This is a genomic window from Pseudodesulfovibrio pelocollis (assembly GCF_030282845.1).
Classification (GTDB): domain Bacteria; phylum Desulfobacterota; class Desulfovibrionia; order Desulfovibrionales; family Desulfovibrionaceae; genus Pseudodesulfovibrio; species Pseudodesulfovibrio pelocollis.
On sequence record NZ_JASTWE010000024.1, the window covers coordinates 12,517 to 31,349 of the forward strand.

The window sequence follows — 18,833 nt, forward strand, 5'->3', positions numbered from 1 at the left end:
CTCACGGACGGCGGCGGCGCGCCTCGGACAGGGCCGCGTCGTGGCGGCTGGAGCGGATATTCTCATCCGTCACATCGCCGATGAAAATCTTGAGCTGCTTGACGCCGCCCATGGGCCCCGGCTCGCGCCGGGTGGTCACGCGCTCGTTTGAACCGTTGATCACGGTCACCGGGATCTCCACCAGCACCTGCCCCCCCAGCCTCCCGGCCAGCGCATTCTGCTGGGCCGCGTTGAGGATGATCTCCCCGTCGCGGGCAATGATGGGCCGCTCGCCCGGGCCGACGCCGCCGCCCGAATGGTAGCGCGGCGCGCCCGCAAACAGGTCCGCAGGCACCAGCCGGGCCGGGGCAGGCCCGCCCACCACGCCGCCCTCGTGGAAAATGGACGAGAAAACGGAGCCGATGGAGCCGAACAGGTCGAACCCGCCGCCACTGGAGCCGGAGTTGAAAATCAGGTTTTCAAAGGGCTGCATCAGATACATGTCCATGAGCCGCTGCATGAACCGGTCAAGATAGCGGTTGCCCGTGGTGAATACCCCGGCCAGATCGCGGCCCATCTCGCGAAAAATCGTCTGCGCATCGTCGCCGAAGTCGCCAAAGGCGTGTTGCCACTCGCCGACCTCCTCCTTGACCGTCTTGCTCATCTCCTCAAACTGTTTCTGCTTCCAGAAATCCGCGTCCGTCTGGCTCATGCCGTCGGCCACCATCTGCCGGGCATGCGCCTCGATGCGCTGGCGCTCCACATACTCCTTGCCCAGCCGCGCCTCGTCCAGCTGCTCGCGGTACTTGGCCATCCGCTGGATGCGGGCCTTTTCGTCGGCCTCGGCCTTCCTGGCAGCAGTTTCAGCGTCCCGCTCCTCCTGCTTTCTCTTGGCCTCCGCTTCCTTTTTGGCTCTCTCCGCCGCAGCTTTCTCGGCCGCGATCCGGGCCCTTTCCGCCTCCGCATCCTCCAGCACCTTGTAGTCGCGCGCCCGACCAGTCGCTGCCTTCTTGCCCTTGTCGTGGATCACGAAGGTATCGACCATGTCCGACCCTTCTTGCAGGGCCTTGACGCGCCGCAGCTGGTTTTCCAACTGCACAAGGGCGGCCTGGGCCGCATCCAGATTGGCCGACTTGCCGATCCATGCGTCGAGCACCGGCAGGGCCACGGCCTCGTCGCGCATGACCTGGATGGATCGCTGCTGCGCCGCAATGGCCTGCTCCAGCTGATTGGCCTGCTCGTCCAGGGTGAAATTGTCGCTCAAGTCCTTGACAGCGTAGGTCAGGGAGCGGATCAGGTCGGTCAGCCCGCCCACCGCATCGCTGGCCGCGGATGTGTTGGACATGGACTCCATCAGGTCGCGCCAGGAATAGGACAGGGTGTCCAGCGCCCCGGCCAGCCCCTGCGCCTCGGCCTCGGCAGCGCCCTCGAACTGGCCGCGCAGCACCTCCATGATCTTGGCCTGGGCCCCGGCCACATCGTTGAGCTCGACCATGGCCCGGACCACTTCCTGCTCGGTCTCGGTCAGCGAGACGCCAACCCGGCGCATGGCCGTCAGTCCCGCAATGGGGTCTTCCAGGGCCTTGCCCAGCATGGTCACGGAGCCGGTCAGGGACTGGCCCGTAACCGCGCTCATGTCCTGGGCCAGGGCGATGGATTCGCGGAAGGTGTCGCCGGTCACGGACTTGAACGTCTGCATGACGTTGATGGCGTCCATGATCTGGTTGCGGTCACCGAGCGTGGCCAGGTCGCGCTCGCGGGCCAGGTTGTCCAGCTCGCCTGCGGTCAGCCCGGCCGCGTTGCCCGTGGCCTTGATCAGGGCCTCGGTGCGCCCCAGCCGCTTTTCCCAATCGGCCATGGACATGGTGCCCGCGCCGATGGCCGTGGCAATGCCTCCGATGGCCGCGCCAGCCGCAATGCCCACCGGCCCGAGGGCCGAGAGTGCATTCCCCAGCATCCCGGCCCGGCCCGATGCACCCGCCATGGCCTTGGACACGTCATCGGACGCGGTCTTGCCCGCCTTGCCGAACCGGTCCCAGACCGTGGTGGCCTTCTGCCCCTCGCCCTGGACCCGTTTCAGGTCGCGCTGGAGCCGGTCAAATTCCTTCTGGCTCTCGTTGACCGCTCGGATTCTGGTTTCAACGACGCTTCCGCCGGACATGATCAACTCCTAGTCAGGACAAGTTGCACAGACCGTTGCCAGCCCGTTGCCGAATATGGCCCGGCACTCTTCCACGGCCGCGCCGTTGCAGTGGCCGCCCAGGGGCTGGTCGCGCCGCGCCGCGCGGCTGCCGCGCCAGTCCACGCCAAGAAAGCCGAGCACCGCCTCCTGAAAGACCTGCTCGCGCATCCTCACTTCGAGGCAGGCTCCGATGTCGGCGTATCCGCAGGTCCAGAGGATGTCGCGCCGCTTGAGCGGGCAGCCTCCGGCGAGGGCGGCGGCGTGTCGCTCGACGGTGTCGATGGCGCCGCGCCAGCTGCGCGGGCCTGCCGCGCCAGCCTGCTCGGCAGGATCAGCGCCGCCAGGGTGTTCACGCTGCGGCCCGCTGCCAGCAGATTCTCCGGGCTTGCGCCCGGCTGGTCGAAAAAATCGTCAAGCACCCGCGTGGCGATGTCCGGGTCCGCCTCCCAGTCGATGGCCCGGGCCATCAGCTCCAGGTCCCGGTCTGCCGGGTGCACCCCCTGGGGCGTGAGCAGCCCGGCCAGGAACCGGCCCGTCTGGTCGCGCAGAAAGGCCAGCAGATCCTTGGTGGTCTCCACTGCCTCCGCATCGCGGCAGAAGAACGCCACATGGCGCAGCACGCCAAACGTCGGGGCCAGCAGCTCGTACACGGTGTCGCCGATGGTGTAGGTCTTGGTCATGATCCCCCCCTTAGAAGTAGACGAGGCGCAGCTCGTCGTCGCCGCTGACACCCTTGAGCTCGAAGCTGAGCGCCGTGGTCATGGTGCCCTCGCGGTCGCCGTAGGCCGGGGTCACGTACTGGATGCTGGGGGCCTCGATGAAGATCCGGTTGCCCGGCTCACTGCCCAGCAGGAAGGCCAGCCGCGCCAAAGTGCCGTCCTTCCACGCCGTCCAGGGGTCAAACGTGGTCAGGGCGTCCGCCTTGGGGTCCACGCTGCCCGTGGGCGTGCGGTCGGTGATGATGTAGGTGTGCAGCCCGTCGGGCGCGTTCAGGTCCTCGTCCTTGGTCAGGGTGTTGCCCAGGGCCAGGGTCAGCTCGTTGACGCCGCTCAGCGCGTAGCTGCCGATGGCCAGCCCCAGGTTGACGCACAGCGGCGGCTTGTGGGTGGAGAGCGTGGGCGTGGGGTTGGCCGCCTCCACCGGCAGGGTGAACCGCCCCTGCTGGGTGAAATTGAGCTTGCCCGGCTGGCCCACGGGCAGCGACAGCGACAGGTCCGAGCGGCAGCCGGTCACGGTGAACTTGTGGCCGTCGCGGTAGTAGACCGTGGTGATGGTCTTGGTCAGGTCCGGATTGGAGAGCGGGGTGTACTGGTGGCCGGTCACTGGCCCGGCCGTGGCCGTGGCCGTGGCCTCGGAGGTGGACCCGGTCAGGGTCTCCTCGTCCTGGTAGGTGCCGCTTACGGCTTCGAGCAGCAGCCCCCCGCCCACCACGGCAATGAGCGAGCCCACGGCCCCGGAGGTGAACCCGGTCACGGTCTCGCCCGCCGCAAACGTGCCGGTCCCGGCCTCGGCCGCCACGAACACCACCGCGCTGCGCGTCAGGGCGCAGGACTGGAGCAGGGCCGAATAGTCCGGCTCGGCCACAACGCTGCCGGTGATGCCGCCGCCGCGCAGCTCGTGCTGGCGGGTCAACCCGTTGACCAGCCGCCCGATGGCGTGCGGCTGCTTGGAGAGCGTGTCAGAGAGCCGGTCGTCGGCCACCTTCTCGCCCTCGGGCGTGATCTCGGTGCCAGACAGGGCGAGCACGGCGTTCACCGCCGCGTCCACGGTCTCGGCCACGCCCACCTCGGCCTCGATCTTGTCCAGGAGCACCTGGCGCTTGGTCAGCTTGGTCATGGTATCCTCCTTAAATTACGCTTTGCTCCCGCACTCTGTAGAGGCGGAAGCTCATGAAAAATTGAGACCAATCCACGTCGTCCGGCATGTGGGGGTCCTGGTCAAAGGGCCAGCCCCCGGCCAGCAGGGCGCGGCTCACCGCCGCCTCCACCAGCCCGCCCAGCTCGTCGAGCATTGCCACGGCCTCGATGCACTCCACGCCGTATTCGTCCGCCACCGCCTCGGCCCCCTGCATGGACAGGTAGATGCCCAAGGGGCACACGTGGTCGATCTGGTGCATGTCCTTGTCGCTGCGGCTGTGGGTGGACACCCCCCAGCCCACACAGGGCAGGTCGTCCTCGCCGGGCAGGAACCCGGGCGGCATCTCGCGCCGCACGGTCAGCGGTTGCCCCGGAAAATGGTCGGCCATCCAGGCGATGATGTCCGGGTCCGTGGCCACGGCCCTGCACGCCGCGTGGCGCGCATCAGTGAAGTCCTTGCTCATGAGAGTTTCCCTATTTTCTGCATATTGGAGCGGATCAGCCAGTTGACCTCGTGCAGCAGGTTCTTTTGCAGCCGCTCGTCGATGCGGCGGCGCAGCCTGCGCTGCATGGCCCCGCGCTTGAGGTAGCCGATGAACCCCACGCCCGAGAGCTGCTTGATGGGCAGCCGCCCGGCCCCGCGCTCGCGCTTGAACACGCCAATGTGGCCGGACTTCATCTTCGCCACGAACGAGCCTTTGACCGCCTTGCGGGTGCCGCGCTTCTTGATCTGCACGGACACGCCCACCGATGGCTTGCGCTGTTCAGGTCGGGACGGACGCGGGGCGTAGTGCATCAGCGAAACGCCGTGCTTGCCGCGCGCCACAAGGGTGGCCTCCTGGTTGCTCCAGGTGGCCCGCTCGATGGACAATCCCTCGCGCACGGTCTTGGCTTTGAGGTTCAACTCCTGGCGGATCAGGGTCACTGCGTCGGTGCGCGCGCCCTGGGCCGTGGTGTTCAGGGCGCGGGTGATGACCTTGGCCTGGCCTTTCTCGATGCCCTGAATAGCATCCAGCAGCGGCTTGACCCCGCGTATCTCGAACGACGCTTTTTGCATGGCTATTTCTCCGCGTTGAATTCCCGGCCGCTTCCGGCCAGTACCGCCCACTGGAGGCCGGGCTTGTGCCCGTCTGCCTTGCCCAATGTCTCCAGGCACTGCCACCGCTCACCGCCCACCTCGAACACGCCTGCGGGCGGGGTGGCGAACTCGGCCACCAGCACCTTGATCACGGCGCGCCGCTGCCTGCCGTGGCCCACGTCCTCATGCCCGGCAAACTCCAGGATGATCCGGCACGCCACGGCCTCATCCGCGCCCGGAGCGCGGTACAGGGCATCCACCCCGCGCACGGCCATGCGCTCGGCGTAGGCAGCGGCCAGCGTTTGCGCGGTCACTTGCCCCTCCGAAACATGCCGGTCAGCCCTTCGAGGCCGCCGGTCTTCTCGGTGGACCGGCCCACGAAATAATAGCCGTAGACCCACTGGCTCATGTCGGTCAGGGCGATGAACCGGGCGGAGCTGATGTACTGATCAGGCAGCCAGACGCCCACGGTGATAGCCAGGGTGAGGCCCACGAGGCAGAGCGGGCGCACGTTCTTGGCAAGCCAGGAGTCCGACTGCATGTCGGCCTCGTGGCGGCGGGTCAGCTGCTCCTGGATGGCGATGGAGTAGCTGTGCATCGCCTCCTGCCACTGGACCAGCAGCTCGGGATTGGCCTTGAGGGCGGCCAGGGCCGCCTCATCGCTGCTCTCGCCGGTCAGCTGCTTGGCCACGCCCACGGCCGTCTCGGCCACCTCCTTGCCCTTGTCCCCGAAGATCAACCCGGCCAGGGACGGGGCCAGGGCTGCTATGGCGGTGAGGATCATGGTCTCGCCTCCCCGGCCTGCCCCGGATCGGTGACCACGAGCATGAACTCGTCCACACCGACCAGGGCGGCCATGAAATGTTTGTGCGCCGTGCGGGAGTTCCACACGGCCGGGACAGTGGTGTCGCGCGCCAGCCCCAGCAGCACGCACCCCTGGGTATTGCGCACCCAGTTGCCCCAGTGAAAGAGAATGTGGGTGCGGCCAGCCACCCCGGTCACCTCGAATGTCTCGCCATAGGTGGGCGAGACCACCCGGCGGCACAGATACTCGCCCGCCGGGATGCTGGACACGTTGCGGGCGTTGCCAAGCCACGGGTTTTCCAGGGTGTACAGAAACCCCTCGCCGTCCAGCATCACCGGGGTCTCGCCGTCGAACAGGCGCAGCACCCCCTGGGTGCCCACGCCGTCGCTGATGTCGCGGGTCAGGTATGCGCGCATCATTTCAGCATCTCCTTGCATTCGCCGGTCTCGGCCATGTCGCGGAATCGCTGGATGCGCGAGAGCAGCCAGTGCGGCATGCGCACCCCCTCGGCCGCGAGGTGGACAGACACGGACAGAAATTCACACACCGCCAGATAGCAGACCATGAAATCGCGCACCGGGTTGGACACCCAGGGGATCAGCCCCTCGCTGGCCAGGTCGAGCATGTGGGCCATCATCACGGCCACGGTGTAGAGCAGGAACTTGACAGCCCCGCGCCGCATCCGCTCCAGGCTGATGCAGCGGTGGTACACGGCCCGGCCAAACCCCAGCAGATAGTCGCCCAGGAACAGGACCACCAACGCCTTGAACGGCAGGTCGAACCCGCCGACCAGCCAGCCAAGAGCGCCGAGCACTACAGCCAGGGCCGCCTTGAATGACACCTCGTCGAGCAGCTCGCACATCCAGTTCCAGGTCATGATCTGTCCTTTTTTTACCCGGCGCGGCCCGGCGAACCGGGACCGCGCCGGGACGGTCAAGGGGAGGTGAGCGTCAATTCGTCAAATACCGCCGACCAGATCGCGGATCGGGCCGGGCGTCAGGCAGCGGACATTGTCCAGCAGCCCGGCGGTGCGGGCCATCCGCCACCGGTTGAAAAATGCGTCCATGTAGCCGGGCTTGGAGAGCGCCACCCCGGCCAGCACAATCCGCTCGCAGCCGAGATAATGCCCCAGCAACACCATGAGCATGCCGCTGCCGCCCACCGGGCCGTTGCTGGTCAACACCATGTCCACCCCCGCCTCGGCCCGGCTGGACGCCACGCACCCGGGCGCGTCAAACCCGGCCCGTTCCCGGCTTGTCAGCCAGGGCGCGTCAAACCCGGCCGGTGCCACCACCCCCAGGAACCGGGCGTGCAGACTGACAGCGAACTCCAGGTCGCAGGGCCAGCCCACGATGGCCGCGTTGCAGGCGCAAACCCGGACGTCCGGGTGCGCCCGGCGATACGCCGCCGCCTCACACGTGCCGCCCGGGGCCGCGCCCACGGCCAGGAGAATGCCTCCTGGCGCGGGCATGGCCCCGGCGGTTGCGAGGTGCTTGCCGTATGTCCTGGTAGCGATGCGCACGGCTGCTAGGCGTTGAGAGTGTTGAGCGCGATGTCCACGGTGGCGTCGGTGTCGGCAGCGGGCGCAGCGGCGTAGCCGATCAGCAGGTTGCCCTCGGCCGTGGTGGTCAGGCAGCCGTCTCCGGACGCGCCGCCCACCGGGCTGCCATCGTCGTCCAGGTACAGTGCCGCGCCCATGGTCACGGCCACCGCCCCCTTGGGCAGGGCATGGACGCCCTGCATGACCAGGTCGCCGGTGGCCCCGGCCGCGATGTCGGTCACCGCGATGCCGAGCCGCACGCCCACCTTGACCATGGACCCGGAGGCGATGGTCGTTTCGCCCGCGTTGGTGTATCTGAGGGTCTTGCCCTCCTGCACGTAGGTCTGTGCCATGACAGTCTCCTTGCTGATCCCGGCCCGGTCGCCCGGGCCGGGGTTGTCGTCGTTATCCGCTTGGGCTTACTTGCCCGGGTTGCGGTACGCGCCGCGATGATCGATCCAGCCCGCGCCGAAGATGTGGCGGACCTTGTAGCTCACCGCATCGCGCACGAACTCGTCGTTCTCGGTCAGGGTCGGCTCCTCGTTGCCGTCCAGGAATGCCACCTCGATGGTGTCCACCTGGCTCGGATCGCCGAACAGGTACCACGCCTCGGGGCTGGCAGCGTCCAGGCGCGGGTCCGCGATGGGCTGGAGTTTCCCGGCCCAGGGGTTGTGCACCCCGGCCGACATGGTGGTCTCGGGCAGGGCCGTGGAGCGCAGCAGCACCTCGGCGGCGGTCTCCTGGGCCACCGGCACCAGCAGGAAGGCGGGGTGGATGTCCAGCGTGGACCCCTTCATGCCCTTCTGCTTGCGCATGGCCACGCGCCCGGCGGTCAGCCGGTCGCCGGTGATGGTGCCCTTGGTCGTGGCTTCCAGGTTGGCGTGGTCGGACGAGAAGACGTTCTTGCCGTCCGCCATCTTGGGGTTGCCGGTGATCAGGCCGTAGACCATATCCGCCACCTTGCGCCGCGCGGCAGAGCCCAGCAGCTGCGGGATGCGGCCAAAGGCGCGCAGGTCGTCGTTGACGATCATCTCCAGCGTCAGGGACAGGATCTTGCCGTACTTGCCGACAGAGTAGCTCTCCTGCTTGTCGCTCAGATGCCCGGTCTTGTACTCGCCGTTCTCGCCCACCAGATCGAGGTCAGGAGCCTCGGACAGGCTGATGCCGTGGATGGTCTTGAAGTCGCTGGCAGGCACCACGTTGACCAGCGGCCGCCAGGTGGCCGGAGCCTCCTGATACGCCCTGAGCAGCGTCCGGTGGGCGGCGTCCATGAAGATGGACGAAAAGTCGCTGGTGGACACGCCGCTGGCCGAGAGCCGGATGACCTCCTGGGCCAGCTGGTGGCGGGTCAGCCCCTTGGTGACCACGCCCGAGCGCTCCAGGGTCAGCCGGGCCATCTCGTGCAGCGACAGGGCGCGGAACTCTTCAAACCCGGCGGCGGGCTTATCCTCGCGCAAGCCCATGCGAGCGCACACGCCGCTCACGGCGGCCAGGCGGAACTTGTCCCGCTCGTCCGCGCCCATCTCGATGCGGCCCGCGCCCAGGGGCGGGTTGGCCTCGCGCGCGGCCTCGTAGAGCGCCAGCATGGCCTTGTCCTCGCTGGTCTGGCCCTGAATGGCCCGGGTGATCTGCTCGTGGGTCAGGCCCAGCGTGGCCCCGGCCGAGGTGAGCACCAGCACCTGAGCGCCAGAAAGCTCCCTGGCGGCCTGAACCGGCTGGGCCGGTGCCGCCGGGGCAACCGGGGCAGGACGGGTGGCGGCCAGCTCGGCCTGGGGTTTCACATCCTCTGCCGTCAGCCCGGCCTGGGTCAGCTCGTCGTTGTTGACATTGAGCTTTTCCAGATAAGCCCAGGCCTCCTGGTCGGTCGCATTGGCAGCGAGTCCGCGACTTTCCAGGAACTTCCTCAAACGTTCGTTCATGGAGTCCTCCTGTTGGTTGATCGCGGTCGCCGACATGGCGATGGCCGCGGTATCGTCATCCGCGCCGAATGCGCAGAAGCTCGTTTCAAACACCGTGGACTGGAGCCAGACATCAATCGGTCCTTCCACGGTCATGCCGTTGACCTCGTGGGTCTCGCCCTCCTTGACCTGGAGCACCTTCCGGGCCTGCACCCCGATGGATGCCTGCCAGGGGAACCCCTCGTCGGCCAGGGCCAGGGTCTCGCGCCCGTACTGCGAGGCTTTGGAGAACGCGCCAAACACGTAAAACCCGTTGGCGTCCCGGCTCGACGTGTCGATGGTCCCGACAATCTGGTCCGTGCGGTGACTGAGCAGGGCCGGGGTCTTGCTCTTGGCCATGGTGATGCCGGACAGGTCGATGACAAACTTGCCCCACCAGCCCAGGTCGATAACCTTGCCCGTGTGGGCCAGCACCTGGAACCGGCGCGGCGCATCGGGGGTCTCTCCGGCAGCCAGCTGGACCAGTTCCACGCCGCCGGTCAGGGTGAGCTTGCGCTCATCCACCAGGGCGGCCAGCCGCGACTTGTTCCACGAGGCCGTGCACATGGCCATGGCCTCGGTCTCGCTCCCGCCCACTTCAGCGGCGCACCGTTTCAGAAAATCCTGCTTGCCCTCGCTTTGTTCGGGCTTCATTTTCTTGAGGTTCATTCGTCCTCCTTGTCTTTTTCGTCTGGCGCGTCGTTCGCCGTGTCTGGGGCCGAGTCAGGCGCTGGCTCGGCCACGGGGCCAAAGCCCGCTTCGGCCAGCACATCCAGCTCCTCGCGCCGCTTGGCCGTGATCTCCTCGAAATCCAGGCCCCGGGCCGCACACAGGGCGGTCAGCGTGGTGATGCCCATCTCGTATTCCAGCTTGGCCGCCTGCGCGTCGTTGCGCGGGTCCACCCAGGGCCAGCCCGGGTTGAGCCATTCGGTCTCCACCTCGCACCCGGTCAGGTCCACCAGCCCGGCCAGCTGGGCAAATTCGATGAAACGCTCGATAATCGGGTCGTTGTGTTCGCGGTTGAGGATCGCCTGCTGGCGGCGGAATGCCCGCTGCTCCACCAGCTTGCCGTGGCGGCCGCCGCTGTAGGTCGTCTTGGTCAGGTCGCCGGTGAATGTCTCGTAGGCCACGCCAGCCCCGGCCGCAGCCCCGCGCAGCTGGCTGGTCACCCACGGCTCGTAGTTGGAGCCGGGCCGGTCGTAGCCCACGGCGCTGACCTTGGACCCGACCGGCGCGGTCACGATCTGGCCGGGGTTGATAAAATCGCCGGGGCGCAGCGATCCCGCGCCCGTGCCATCCGTGGCCGCCTCGCCGGTCAGCGACACCCCGCCCATGGGGTTGCCGTCCTCGGGATACGGCGTCTCCACCACGAACCCGAAAGCCGAGAGCAGCCGCATGGCGATCTGCTCCGAGTCCTGGTATTCCTCGAAGTTGCGCATCCACATGATGATCGAGGCCAGCCAGCTGATGCCGCGCGATTGGCTGATGCGCTTTTGCGCGTACACGTGCTCCACGGAGCGGGCATCGATGCGCCGCGAGGAGCCGAGCGTGCGCAGGCCTGCGCCGCCCGGGTGCTCGGGGAACAGGTGATAGGCCACCGCATGGCCGGACGCGTCGTACTCGATGCCGCGCCGCGCCGTGTGGCCGTCTGCCATGTCGCCGTGCACCGAGCTGTCCAGGTGGTCAGCTTCCAGCAGCTCGAAATTGATGGGGGGCAGGCCGCGCTCGGCCAGGGAGGGGTCAACAAAGAAATGAATCAGGTACTCGCCGTCGGTCCACAGGTGCCGCAGGCCCAGCTCCTGGGCCTCCACGGCCCACACCGCCTTGGCCCAGCGCTTGTAGAGCTTTTCCAGCTTTCGCGCCATGGGCCGGTCCACGACGATGTCCACCATGGTGCCGCCCCGAACGACCACAAACTGGGGCCGGATGCCGGTGAAGACCACGTTGTCGCAGATCTTCTCCAGCGCGCCGGACACATAGGGGGAGTTTTTCGCCAGATCACGCGCCCGGGCCACCACGTCGCGCCATTCCAGGGCGATGGTGGCGTCTGCCGAGCGGCGGTCCCCGCGCCATGCGCGGTTCGCGCCCGTCTTGCTGGCCGCCTTGTACGAGAGGTAGCGCCGCCGGTCCGCCACATAGGCCATGGCCGCGCGCGGGCTGCGCATGGCCATCAGCCCGGCCCGCAGGCTGGTCCAGCCGTCAAAGACCACGCGGCCAAGCGAGCGCCCGAGGTCCATCACGACCTCCCCGGAAACACCGCAGCCGACCGGGAGAACCCGCCGCGTTTGGCAGCGGCGATGCGGCTCTCCAGCCGCTCGATCTCGCGCTGTATCTGGTCCAGGTTCGCCAGGGTGAAGCTGTCGCCGTCCACAGACACCGACTGGCCCCGGGTCAGGATCGCCGTCTCAGCCGCCCGGTACGCCGTGAGTCTGGTTTCAAGCTCCGCAACTGTTGCCATCAAAAAACTCCAGGGTGAGATTTCCGACAAATCTACACCCTGGAAATTTTGGATGGGAACCCTGTTGTTTACTGATCAGTAAATTTTACTGGTTGTTAGAATTATTAGCCCTGACTAATCAGGGGTCTAAACGACAAACTTTTTTTCCTTTTGATTTTTAGACCCCCCCCTCTAATCGCACCAAATACCATATCACGCCCGACTTGATGAAGTCGTAGCGGTTGCGCATCATGCCGCCCCACCGCTTCGTCGATATGTCCCAGTCCCGTTCGCCCGCGTCCCGCGCCCAGTGGCGGTAGTGGTCGTAGAGCACGGCGGCCTTCACCCGCTCCTGGGCGCTCTGCCCGGCCCGCAGGTAGGTGTCTGCCCACAGGGAGAAGGCAGGGGTCTCCCCCTCCGCGCTGGCAGTGGGCAGCGGCAGAAAAGCCACCATGGAGCAGTATTTTTCAAAGAGCCGGTCCACGTCCGTCTCGTCCCCGCCCTGGAGCTTGGCCACCTCCACCGCGCCGCCATGCTCGCCGCACCAGCGGTTCTGATACCAGCGCTCAGGGTGCAGCCGCCCGGCCATGGCCGGAACAGACAGAGCCAAAGCCACCACAAGGACAAATGTGCGCACGGCTGTCATATATCAGATGATCGACAGGAAGGAAACAGCGGCAGGGAATCCATTCACCCCTCCCGCTGCACGCTCTTCACGCTCACCCCCAGCGCTCCCATCACGCACTCCGCGTTGTTGCACCGGTGGTATCGGACCTTGAGCGCGCCCTCGCCCCTGGGCGAGCTGACCACCGGGCAGCGTGCGCCGCACAGGGGGCAGACCGCCCCATCCTTGAGCGAATAGGTCACCCCCTCGCGCGCCGTGGCCACTGCCACCTTGATCGCTTCCGCCTTGGTCACACTTCCCTCCCGGTGTAGGGGTTTATCCGCTTGCCCGGCCCGCCCGTGGCCGGGGCCTGGGCCGTGGGCTGCGCGGCCTGGGCGCGCGCCACCAGCGTCTTGAGGCTCGGCCCCCACTGCCAGTGCGTCATGGCCAGATGGCCGATCATGCAGTCCAGCCAGTGGTTTGCCCGTATCCGCTTCCAGATGTACTTGCCCTTTTCCAGCACCTTTTTCTCGGACGCCAGCTGGTAGAAATACTCGTCCGGCGTCTTGGCGTGAAACCGGATCGGCTCCTGCCCGCCGCTCTCCTTGGCCTCGTCAGAGAGCCGCCAGAAAAGCAGGTCCTTGAATGCGTCCGTGTCGATGAAATAGAGGCGCAGGCCGCGCTTGAGCGCCCGCCCGTTGGGCAGCTTCTGCAACATCTTGAACTTGACGTGTATGCCGGGATCAGCCCGGCTCATGCCCTTGGTGCCGAACACCACGCCGGGCCGCTGCTTGAGCAGCCACTTGTACGCCTGCATGGTCCGGGTCTCGTTCTCCCACTCGTTCCTGCCGCCGCCCGTGTCGAGCGCCGCCCGCCACACCCCAAGGTGCTGACCGGTCGTGCCCTCGCGCCGAAACCGCGCCCCGTAGACCAGCTCGCTCAGCTCGGCGAAACTCGACACCCGGCCCTGGTCGATGATCCAGTCCTCGGCCCGGTCCGCCTCGCTCTCCGGGTCCACCCAGTGGGCGCACACCGAGTAGTAGAAATGGTCTTTCTGCATGTCGATGGACACGGTCACGGTCTGCGCCCGGTCCGGCACCACCTGCGGCGGCAGCTCCGGCACCACCAGTTGCCGCAGCCGCTCCTCGCTCGACTCGGTGGCCACCACGTCCGCCGTCTTGGCGGCGTAGCCGTTCCACCAGCTTTTCAGCTTGTCCGGCTTGCCCTGGGCCGCCAGCCAGTCGGCCATGACCGACGAGAGCGACACCCATCGCGAATACCAGCTCGGCAGGTGCGCGGCCACGGTCACCGGCCTGTCCACCTCCCGGTCGGCCACCCAGCGGCCATGGCGCACGGCCCGGTCCCTGATCTGGTCCGTCCACAGCCACTGGCACCGGCCGCACTCGTAATAGGCCGCCTTGGTCTGCCGGATCACCGCCGGGTCGCGCACTTCCATGATCCTGTCCGAGGCCACCCGGATGGAGTCGAACTCCATCCGCTGGTACGTCCCGCAGGCGGGGCAGCGCGCCTCATAGTGGTACACCACGTCCGCCGTCTCCAGCTGCGCCTGTATCCAGCTCTCGTCAGTGAACCCGATGGGCTTGCCGATCCACAGAATCTTGTAGAGGTGCTCATAGGAGCGGAAACGCTCCCGAAAGTCCGCCGCCGCCCCCTCGGGGAACATGTCCGGCTCGTCGCCCAGGCCGTCCAGGGCCGAGAGCGAGGCGCGATTGGAGACCGAGCCCATCCACCGCCCGGTGAACGCCGTGCCGTTGGTCAGGTTGATCTCGGTTTTGACCACCGAGTGCCGGGCCCCGGCCACCAGCCGCCGCAGCTTCGGGCTGTCCATGAAAAAAGGGATCAGCTTCTTGTCGAACCAGTTTTCGGTCAACCCCTCGTCCGGCAGGGCCACATGGCGCGGCCCTGGCCGCTCGATGCCGCGCCGGGCCAGGAACCCCTGGCCGAAAAGCGTCTTGCCTATCTGCGGCCCGGCGCACAGAAACATCTCGCGCACCCACGGTTGAAACAGGATGTCCCACAGCGGCGGGAAATACGGCGTCAGGCTCGGGTCATAAGCCGCGCCCTTGCCCGGCCCCTCGGGCACGATGACCCGCTCGGCCATCCATTCCCCGGTCGGCTGGTCCGTGGCCACCGAGGTCATCACCTCGCACTCGCCCGGCGTGAACTCAAGCCGGTACATCGTCCGCCTCCTCGCTCTCCTGCGCCTCTTCTGCCAGCGGTGCCGCGCCCAGGTCCACCACCTGCACCCGATCCCGCGCAAACGATTCGAGCCACTGCCGCTTTTTCGCCAGATACACCTCGCTCAGCTCCGGCACCAGCCGCTCAAGCCAGGCCGCCAGCTCGCGCACCTTGTCCGGGTCGCCGCCCACCACCTCGATGAGCTGCGCGGCCCGCTCCAGCCGCTTGCCCAGCATCACGTCCACCACAGCCTCGGCCTGCTTGACCGCAAACCCGTCCAGCTGGAGGCTGAAAAACGCCATCCGCGCGGCCAGATCCTGGTGGTACTGGTCCACGTCGATGACACCGCCCTCCTCGCGGATGCGCTTGATCCGCTCCCGCAGGTACTGCTCCTGCCGGAGCTTGAACTCGATCTCCGCCTTGCGCTCGGCCCGCTCGCGCTCCTCACTCGTGACACTCTTGCCGCTCTCGGCCCGCTTGAGGTTTGCCAGCGCATAGGTCATCACCGCCTTTTCCTCGAACACTCCCGCCTTGGTCCGGCTGAACAGCCCCTGGCTGTGGTGCCTGTTCACCGTGGACCGGGTCGCAATGAACCCCTCGTCCTCCAGCCACGCCCGCACCGCCGTCACCGAGTCGAACGTCTTCTGCCCTTTAGCCACGCCACGCCCCCATCGTTTTCATCGGTTTCATGAAATTCCGGCCCGTCACCACGTCGGACCCCACCGCCGCCAGCCACTCCCGCACCACCGGGCGCTGGCAGAGCATGGCCACCTCGCCCGCCACCGCGTCCGGGCCGCGACACCCCAGCACCGTGCCGCTCTCGCCCACCCGGATCTCCATCCGGTTGACGGACAGGAGCAGCCGCAGCCGCTCCACCGGCTCGGGCAGCACGATCCCCTGGGGCGCGGGCTTGGGCGCGCTCTCGATGCGCCCCCTCGGGGCCGGTGCCGTCACCCGCAGGACCGGCGAAAGCTGCGACTCGATCCATGTCTTGAGCCCCGCAAGGCCGATCCGCTGCACCAGCTCGCCCGCGTCCTTGCCCACCGGCACCGGCGTGCGCCGACACTGCGGAAACCGCGCGCCCCACCAGTGGCGAAACTTGTTGCCATACGGCTCGCCCCGTCCCTGCGGCTCGAAATCCAGCGCGTCCAGGATGTCCACGGCGTTGCCCAGCCATTGCGCCGCCTGCCGGTCGGGGTAGGCGGTCAGCGTGCCCATGGAGCACATGCCCACACCGGGCACGCCCGCCGCGATCACGGCCAGCCCGTCCAGGGCCGCCTCCTGCACCACATACGCCCGCTCGCCCGGCGTGATCATGCACGCCCGCTGGTTGCTCCCGGCCACCAGCACATACTTTTTGCCGCCCGGCTCCACATCCTGGTTGGGCCGCCGTATCCGCACGGCCACCAGCTCATTGTCCCGATAGTTGGGGATCACCAGCCCGCGCGGTATCCAGATGGATTTCGGCCGCCCGTTGGCGTTATCGACCCTGGGCAGCCCCCATCCCTCGCGGTTGCGATACGCGCACGGCGGTCGCCCGCCCCGTTGCGACTCCCCGGCGAACCAGCCCAGGTTGAACGCCTGGGCCACCCACAGCGGCACCCCGCGCGCCTCCAGCCACTCGATCAGGTGCGGATTGCGCACCAGTGCCGCCGCGCTCGCGTCCGCCAGCTTTTGCGCGTGCTCGCGCCACTGCGCTGGCGGCAGCTCCACGTCCTCCAGCTCGCTCAGTTCGCGCCCCATGCTCGGCCCGCGTGGCCGCGCCGGTCTCGGACTCTCGACCGCCCGCGCCTGCGCCCCCCCCTCAACACCGATAAACTCGAAAATTTTTGTCCAATCCCACCCCTCGACCTCCACCAGCCACTGCACATAGTCACCAGCCAGCCCGCACTGGCGGCACCAGTACCCGCCCACGGCCCCGGCGCGCACCGCCAGCTCGCCCGACGGCGACTGATCCGGGAACACCCGGAACCGGTCCTTACCCCCGCAGACCGGGCACGGCCCCTGGTACTCGCTGCGGCTGCCCACTGGCAGGGCAAATCCCTGGCCGCTGCACCGGGCACGGACCAGATCAATGAGCGCCACAGGCATCAGGCCACCCTCCGGACTGCTATCGTCCCGATGGTCCCTACCACCACCCATCGATCATCCAGCCAGCAACCACACGCCAAACAACAGTTTTCTGCGGGGATGGAATGATAGGGAGTCAAATCCTTTTTCATCTTATTGCTCTCTTTTGATTTAAGATGTTTTTGTATAGGGGATTATAGTCCCTAAGGTTCCATACACTTATCCATCGCCCTTGATTTCAAGGGGTTGAGTCGCGGACCATAGGCCGGACGATAAGCGGACGATACGGACCTTGGCGCTAATCTTCCGGGTTGAACCCACCCTGGTGTTGAAATTTGAGGTCGAGGCCTATGTAAACCGTGTTCCCGGATTTGATCCGCTCGAACCCCTTATCATTCATCCAGTTGCCAAACTTCTTTTGAGCGGGCGGGAACTTCCCAACGCGCAAGTGATACCATTCCTCAAACACCTTATAGACCTTGGACGCACCCACCCGAAGCCCGTCGCCCACCTCGCAGCATTCGAACAGGAAATCGCCCAGGGTGTCCTCGCCCTCGCGGTACTTGTCCGTGGCCTCGGTCACGATGGCGGGCGGGCACAGCCCATACTGCCGCCACGCCAGATGCCCCTCCACCAGCCATGCCAGGATGCCGGGCAGACACTCGGCCAGCTTGGCGTCCATGTTCGGGTCGATGGGCCGCTCCCAGGGCTGGGTCGGCTCCCCATGCACGAACGAGATCCGGTGCGGGATGGCCAGGACGCGCTTCCAGAACGCATAGTCCGAGGCCGGGGCACTGGGCAGGTTGTTGGTCAGCAGGAACATCAAATGCGTCGGGTCAAACGTGGTCTGGTATTTGTCGTTGGGGTGCCGCCCGGTCAGCGGATCACCGCCGGTCAGCCACTTGACCCGCTCGATGGAGAACTTGCGCCCCTCTGCCGTCTCCGAAGCCCAGGCCAGCCGCAGCCCCTTGAGCGACATGATGCTGGGCGTGGGCGAGTCAGCCGACCGGCTCACCCCCTGGTCGAGCAGCAGCTCGGCGGGCAGCCCACCGGCCAGCGGGCCGAGCACCTTTTTCAGGGTGTTGAGCAGGGTCGATTTGCCGTTGCGGCCGCGCCCGGTCAGGATCGGCAGGATGTGGTTGGGCGTGGCCCCGAGCAGGGCGTACCCGCACAGCCGCTGGATGAAGTTGATCAACTCGGTCTCCACCTCGCCCGTCTCCGGGTTGGTATAGATGGCAGACAAACACTCGATCCAGGGAGTGCAGTCGGCGTCCCGCCCCCTCCACTCCACAGGCGCTGCGCGCACCATCCAGTCGTCCGGACGGCCCGGGCGGTGCTGGCCCGTGGTCAGGTCGATCACCCCGTTGGCCACGGGCAGCAACTCGGGCTGGTTGTCCAACCAGCTCGACTCGCAGTTGAGCGGGAAGCCGCGCACGCTACGCGCCTTGGTGATCACCGAGGCCTCGCGGTTCGGCGTCCGCAGGGTGCGGATGCGGTCGTTGACCGCCTTGGTCCGGCCGGACAGGGTCCGCTTGAGGCTCTCAATGTCCTGTTGCAGCAGGTTCTTGTCCCCGTCCGAGGCGCACTTTTCCAGCTGCGCCTCCAGGGCGGCGATCCGCTCGCGGAATACCCCCACCGTGTTGACCTGGTGCGCGTGCCAGTAGGCCCGGCACACGTCCTCGACCCGGGCGTGGGCGTGCACCGCCGCCTCGTCCATGGACCAGTGATGGCCCTTGAACCGGAGCGTTTCCGGCGTTTTCCGGTCCCCGCCCGTGGTGATGTTGATGGCCAGCCGTCCCGTGTTCATGGCCGCGTAGAGTTCCGCGTCCCCGGTCACGTTCCGGTTCATGCACTGCTGTATCCAGACCGTGTCCAGGTCGACCCAGGGCGGCGGCGCGTCCTCCGGTGCCTGGATGTCCGGCTCGCCCGCGTCCGAGGCGACCGGCCCCGGCGACAGCTGCCGCTCCAGCTCGGCCCGCAACCGCGTCAACGTGCCCAGGCTCTCCTCGGTGTACTCACCGCCCTCCGGGCCGTGGACATCCCACCGCCCGTCCTCGTCCTGCCGCAGCGCATACCCCTCGGGCAGATCAAGCTCCGGCACAAACCCCTCGCGCGTCCGTTCAGCCACGATTCACCCCCGCGCCAG

General features: G+C 67.2%; 21 protein-coding genes. All 21 read right to left on the reverse strand.

All coding sequences use genetic code 11. The annotated features are described in order from the left end of the window. Window position 1 precedes the first annotated feature (1 nt). Window positions 2-2,140 carry a phage tail length tape measure family protein gene (locus QQS14_RS09645; RefSeq protein WP_285906777.1) on the reverse strand — a complete coding sequence of 713 codons (2,139 nt, stop codon included), beginning with the start codon at window positions 2,138-2,140 and terminating at the stop codon, window positions 2-4. Between the two features lie 9 nt (window positions 2,141-2,149). Further along, window positions 2,150-2,329: a hypothetical protein gene (locus tag QQS14_RS09650; RefSeq protein ID WP_285906778.1), complete on the reverse strand. Its 180-nt coding sequence runs from the start codon at window positions 2,327-2,329 to the stop codon at window positions 2,150-2,152. A gap of 2 nt (window positions 2,330-2,331) precedes the next feature. Then, window positions 2,332-2,841, reverse strand: coding sequence for a hypothetical protein (locus QQS14_RS09655; protein ID WP_285906779.1), 510 nt, complete (start codon window positions 2,839-2,841; stop codon window positions 2,332-2,334). A gap of 10 nt (window positions 2,842-2,851) precedes the next feature. Next, the gene (locus QQS14_RS09660; RefSeq protein WP_285906780.1) at window positions 2,852-3,997 is read right to left on the reverse strand and encodes a phage tail tube protein; all 1,146 of its coding nucleotides are present in this window, start codon (window positions 3,995-3,997) and stop codon (window positions 2,852-2,854) included. 10 nt (window positions 3,998-4,007) lie between these two features. Continuing rightward, window positions 4,008-4,481 carry a hypothetical protein gene (locus QQS14_RS09665; protein WP_285906781.1) on the reverse strand — a complete coding sequence of 158 codons (474 nt, stop codon included), beginning with the start codon at window positions 4,479-4,481 and terminating at the stop codon, window positions 4,008-4,010. Further along, entirely contained in the window at window positions 4,478-5,074 is a 597-nt protein-coding gene (locus tag QQS14_RS09670) for a phage tail protein (protein WP_285906782.1), read from the reverse strand. Before QQS14_RS09670 ends, QQS14_RS09665 begins: the two co-directional genes overlap by 4 nt. Window positions 5,075-5,076: 2 nt before the next feature. Further along, window positions 5,077-5,409, reverse strand: a complete 333-nt coding sequence (locus QQS14_RS09675; RefSeq protein ID WP_285906783.1) for a hypothetical protein — start codon at window positions 5,407-5,409, stop codon at window positions 5,077-5,079. Then, entirely contained in the window at window positions 5,406-5,879 is a 474-nt protein-coding gene (locus QQS14_RS09680) for a hypothetical protein (RefSeq protein ID WP_285906784.1), read from the reverse strand. Before QQS14_RS09680 ends, QQS14_RS09675 begins: the two co-directional genes overlap by 4 nt. Further along, window positions 5,876-6,319, reverse strand: a complete 444-nt coding sequence (locus tag QQS14_RS09685) for a DUF5675 family protein (RefSeq protein ID WP_285906785.1) — start codon at window positions 6,317-6,319, stop codon at window positions 5,876-5,878. The genes QQS14_RS09680 and QQS14_RS09685 overlap by 4 nt, the downstream gene beginning before the upstream one ends. Continuing rightward, entirely contained in the window at window positions 6,316-6,777 is a 462-nt protein-coding gene (locus QQS14_RS09690; RefSeq protein WP_285906786.1) for a phage holin family protein, read from the reverse strand. Before QQS14_RS09690 ends, QQS14_RS09685 begins: the two co-directional genes overlap by 4 nt. An 81-nt stretch (window positions 6,778-6,858) precedes the next feature. After that, entirely contained in the window at window positions 6,859-7,422 is a 564-nt protein-coding gene (locus QQS14_RS09695; protein WP_285906787.1) for a hypothetical protein, read from the reverse strand. Between the two features lie 5 nt (window positions 7,423-7,427). Then, the gene (locus tag QQS14_RS09700; RefSeq protein WP_285906788.1) at window positions 7,428-7,793 is read right to left on the reverse strand and encodes a DUF2190 family protein; all 366 of its coding nucleotides are present in this window, start codon (window positions 7,791-7,793) and stop codon (window positions 7,428-7,430) included. A gap of 66 nt (window positions 7,794-7,859) precedes the next feature. Next, window positions 7,860-10,046, reverse strand: a complete 2,187-nt coding sequence (locus QQS14_RS09705) for a phage major capsid protein (protein WP_285906789.1) — start codon at window positions 10,044-10,046, stop codon at window positions 7,860-7,862. After that, window positions 10,043-11,614 carry a phage portal protein gene (locus QQS14_RS09710; protein ID WP_285906790.1) on the reverse strand — a complete coding sequence of 524 codons (1,572 nt, stop codon included), beginning with the start codon at window positions 11,612-11,614 and terminating at the stop codon, window positions 10,043-10,045. Before QQS14_RS09710 ends, QQS14_RS09705 begins: the two co-directional genes overlap by 4 nt. Beyond that, window positions 11,614-11,835 (reverse strand): hypothetical protein, encoded by a 222-nt coding sequence (locus QQS14_RS09715; RefSeq protein ID WP_285906791.1) that lies wholly within the window; start codon window positions 11,833-11,835, stop codon window positions 11,614-11,616. Before QQS14_RS09715 ends, QQS14_RS09710 begins: the two co-directional genes overlap by 1 nt. Window positions 11,836-11,992: 157 nt before the next feature. Then, window positions 11,993-12,451 (reverse strand): hypothetical protein, encoded by a 459-nt coding sequence (locus QQS14_RS09720; protein ID WP_285906792.1) that lies wholly within the window; start codon window positions 12,449-12,451, stop codon window positions 11,993-11,995. Window positions 12,452-12,504: 53 nt separating this feature from the next. Continuing rightward, on the reverse strand, window positions 12,505-12,732 hold the full coding sequence (locus QQS14_RS09725; RefSeq protein WP_285906793.1) for a transcriptional regulator: 228 nt from the start codon (window positions 12,730-12,732) through the stop codon (window positions 12,505-12,507). Then, a complete protein-coding gene (locus QQS14_RS09730; protein WP_285906794.1) occupies window positions 12,729-14,618 on the reverse strand; it encodes a terminase gpA endonuclease subunit in 1,890 nt (629 codons plus the stop codon). Before QQS14_RS09730 ends, QQS14_RS09725 begins: the two co-directional genes overlap by 4 nt. Then, entirely contained in the window at window positions 14,605-15,276 is a 672-nt protein-coding gene (locus QQS14_RS09735; protein WP_285906795.1) for a hypothetical protein, read from the reverse strand. Before QQS14_RS09735 ends, QQS14_RS09730 begins: the two co-directional genes overlap by 14 nt. Continuing rightward, the gene (locus QQS14_RS09740) at window positions 15,269-16,708 is read right to left on the reverse strand and encodes a primase-helicase zinc-binding domain-containing protein (protein WP_285906796.1); all 1,440 of its coding nucleotides are present in this window, start codon (window positions 16,706-16,708) and stop codon (window positions 15,269-15,271) included. The genes QQS14_RS09735 and QQS14_RS09740 overlap by 8 nt, the downstream gene beginning before the upstream one ends. A gap of 277 nt (window positions 16,709-16,985) precedes the next feature. After that, window positions 16,986-18,815: a DNA primase family protein gene (locus tag QQS14_RS09745; protein WP_285906797.1), complete on the reverse strand. Its 1,830-nt coding sequence runs from the start codon at window positions 18,813-18,815 to the stop codon at window positions 16,986-16,988. Window positions 18,816-18,833 lie beyond the last annotated feature (18 nt).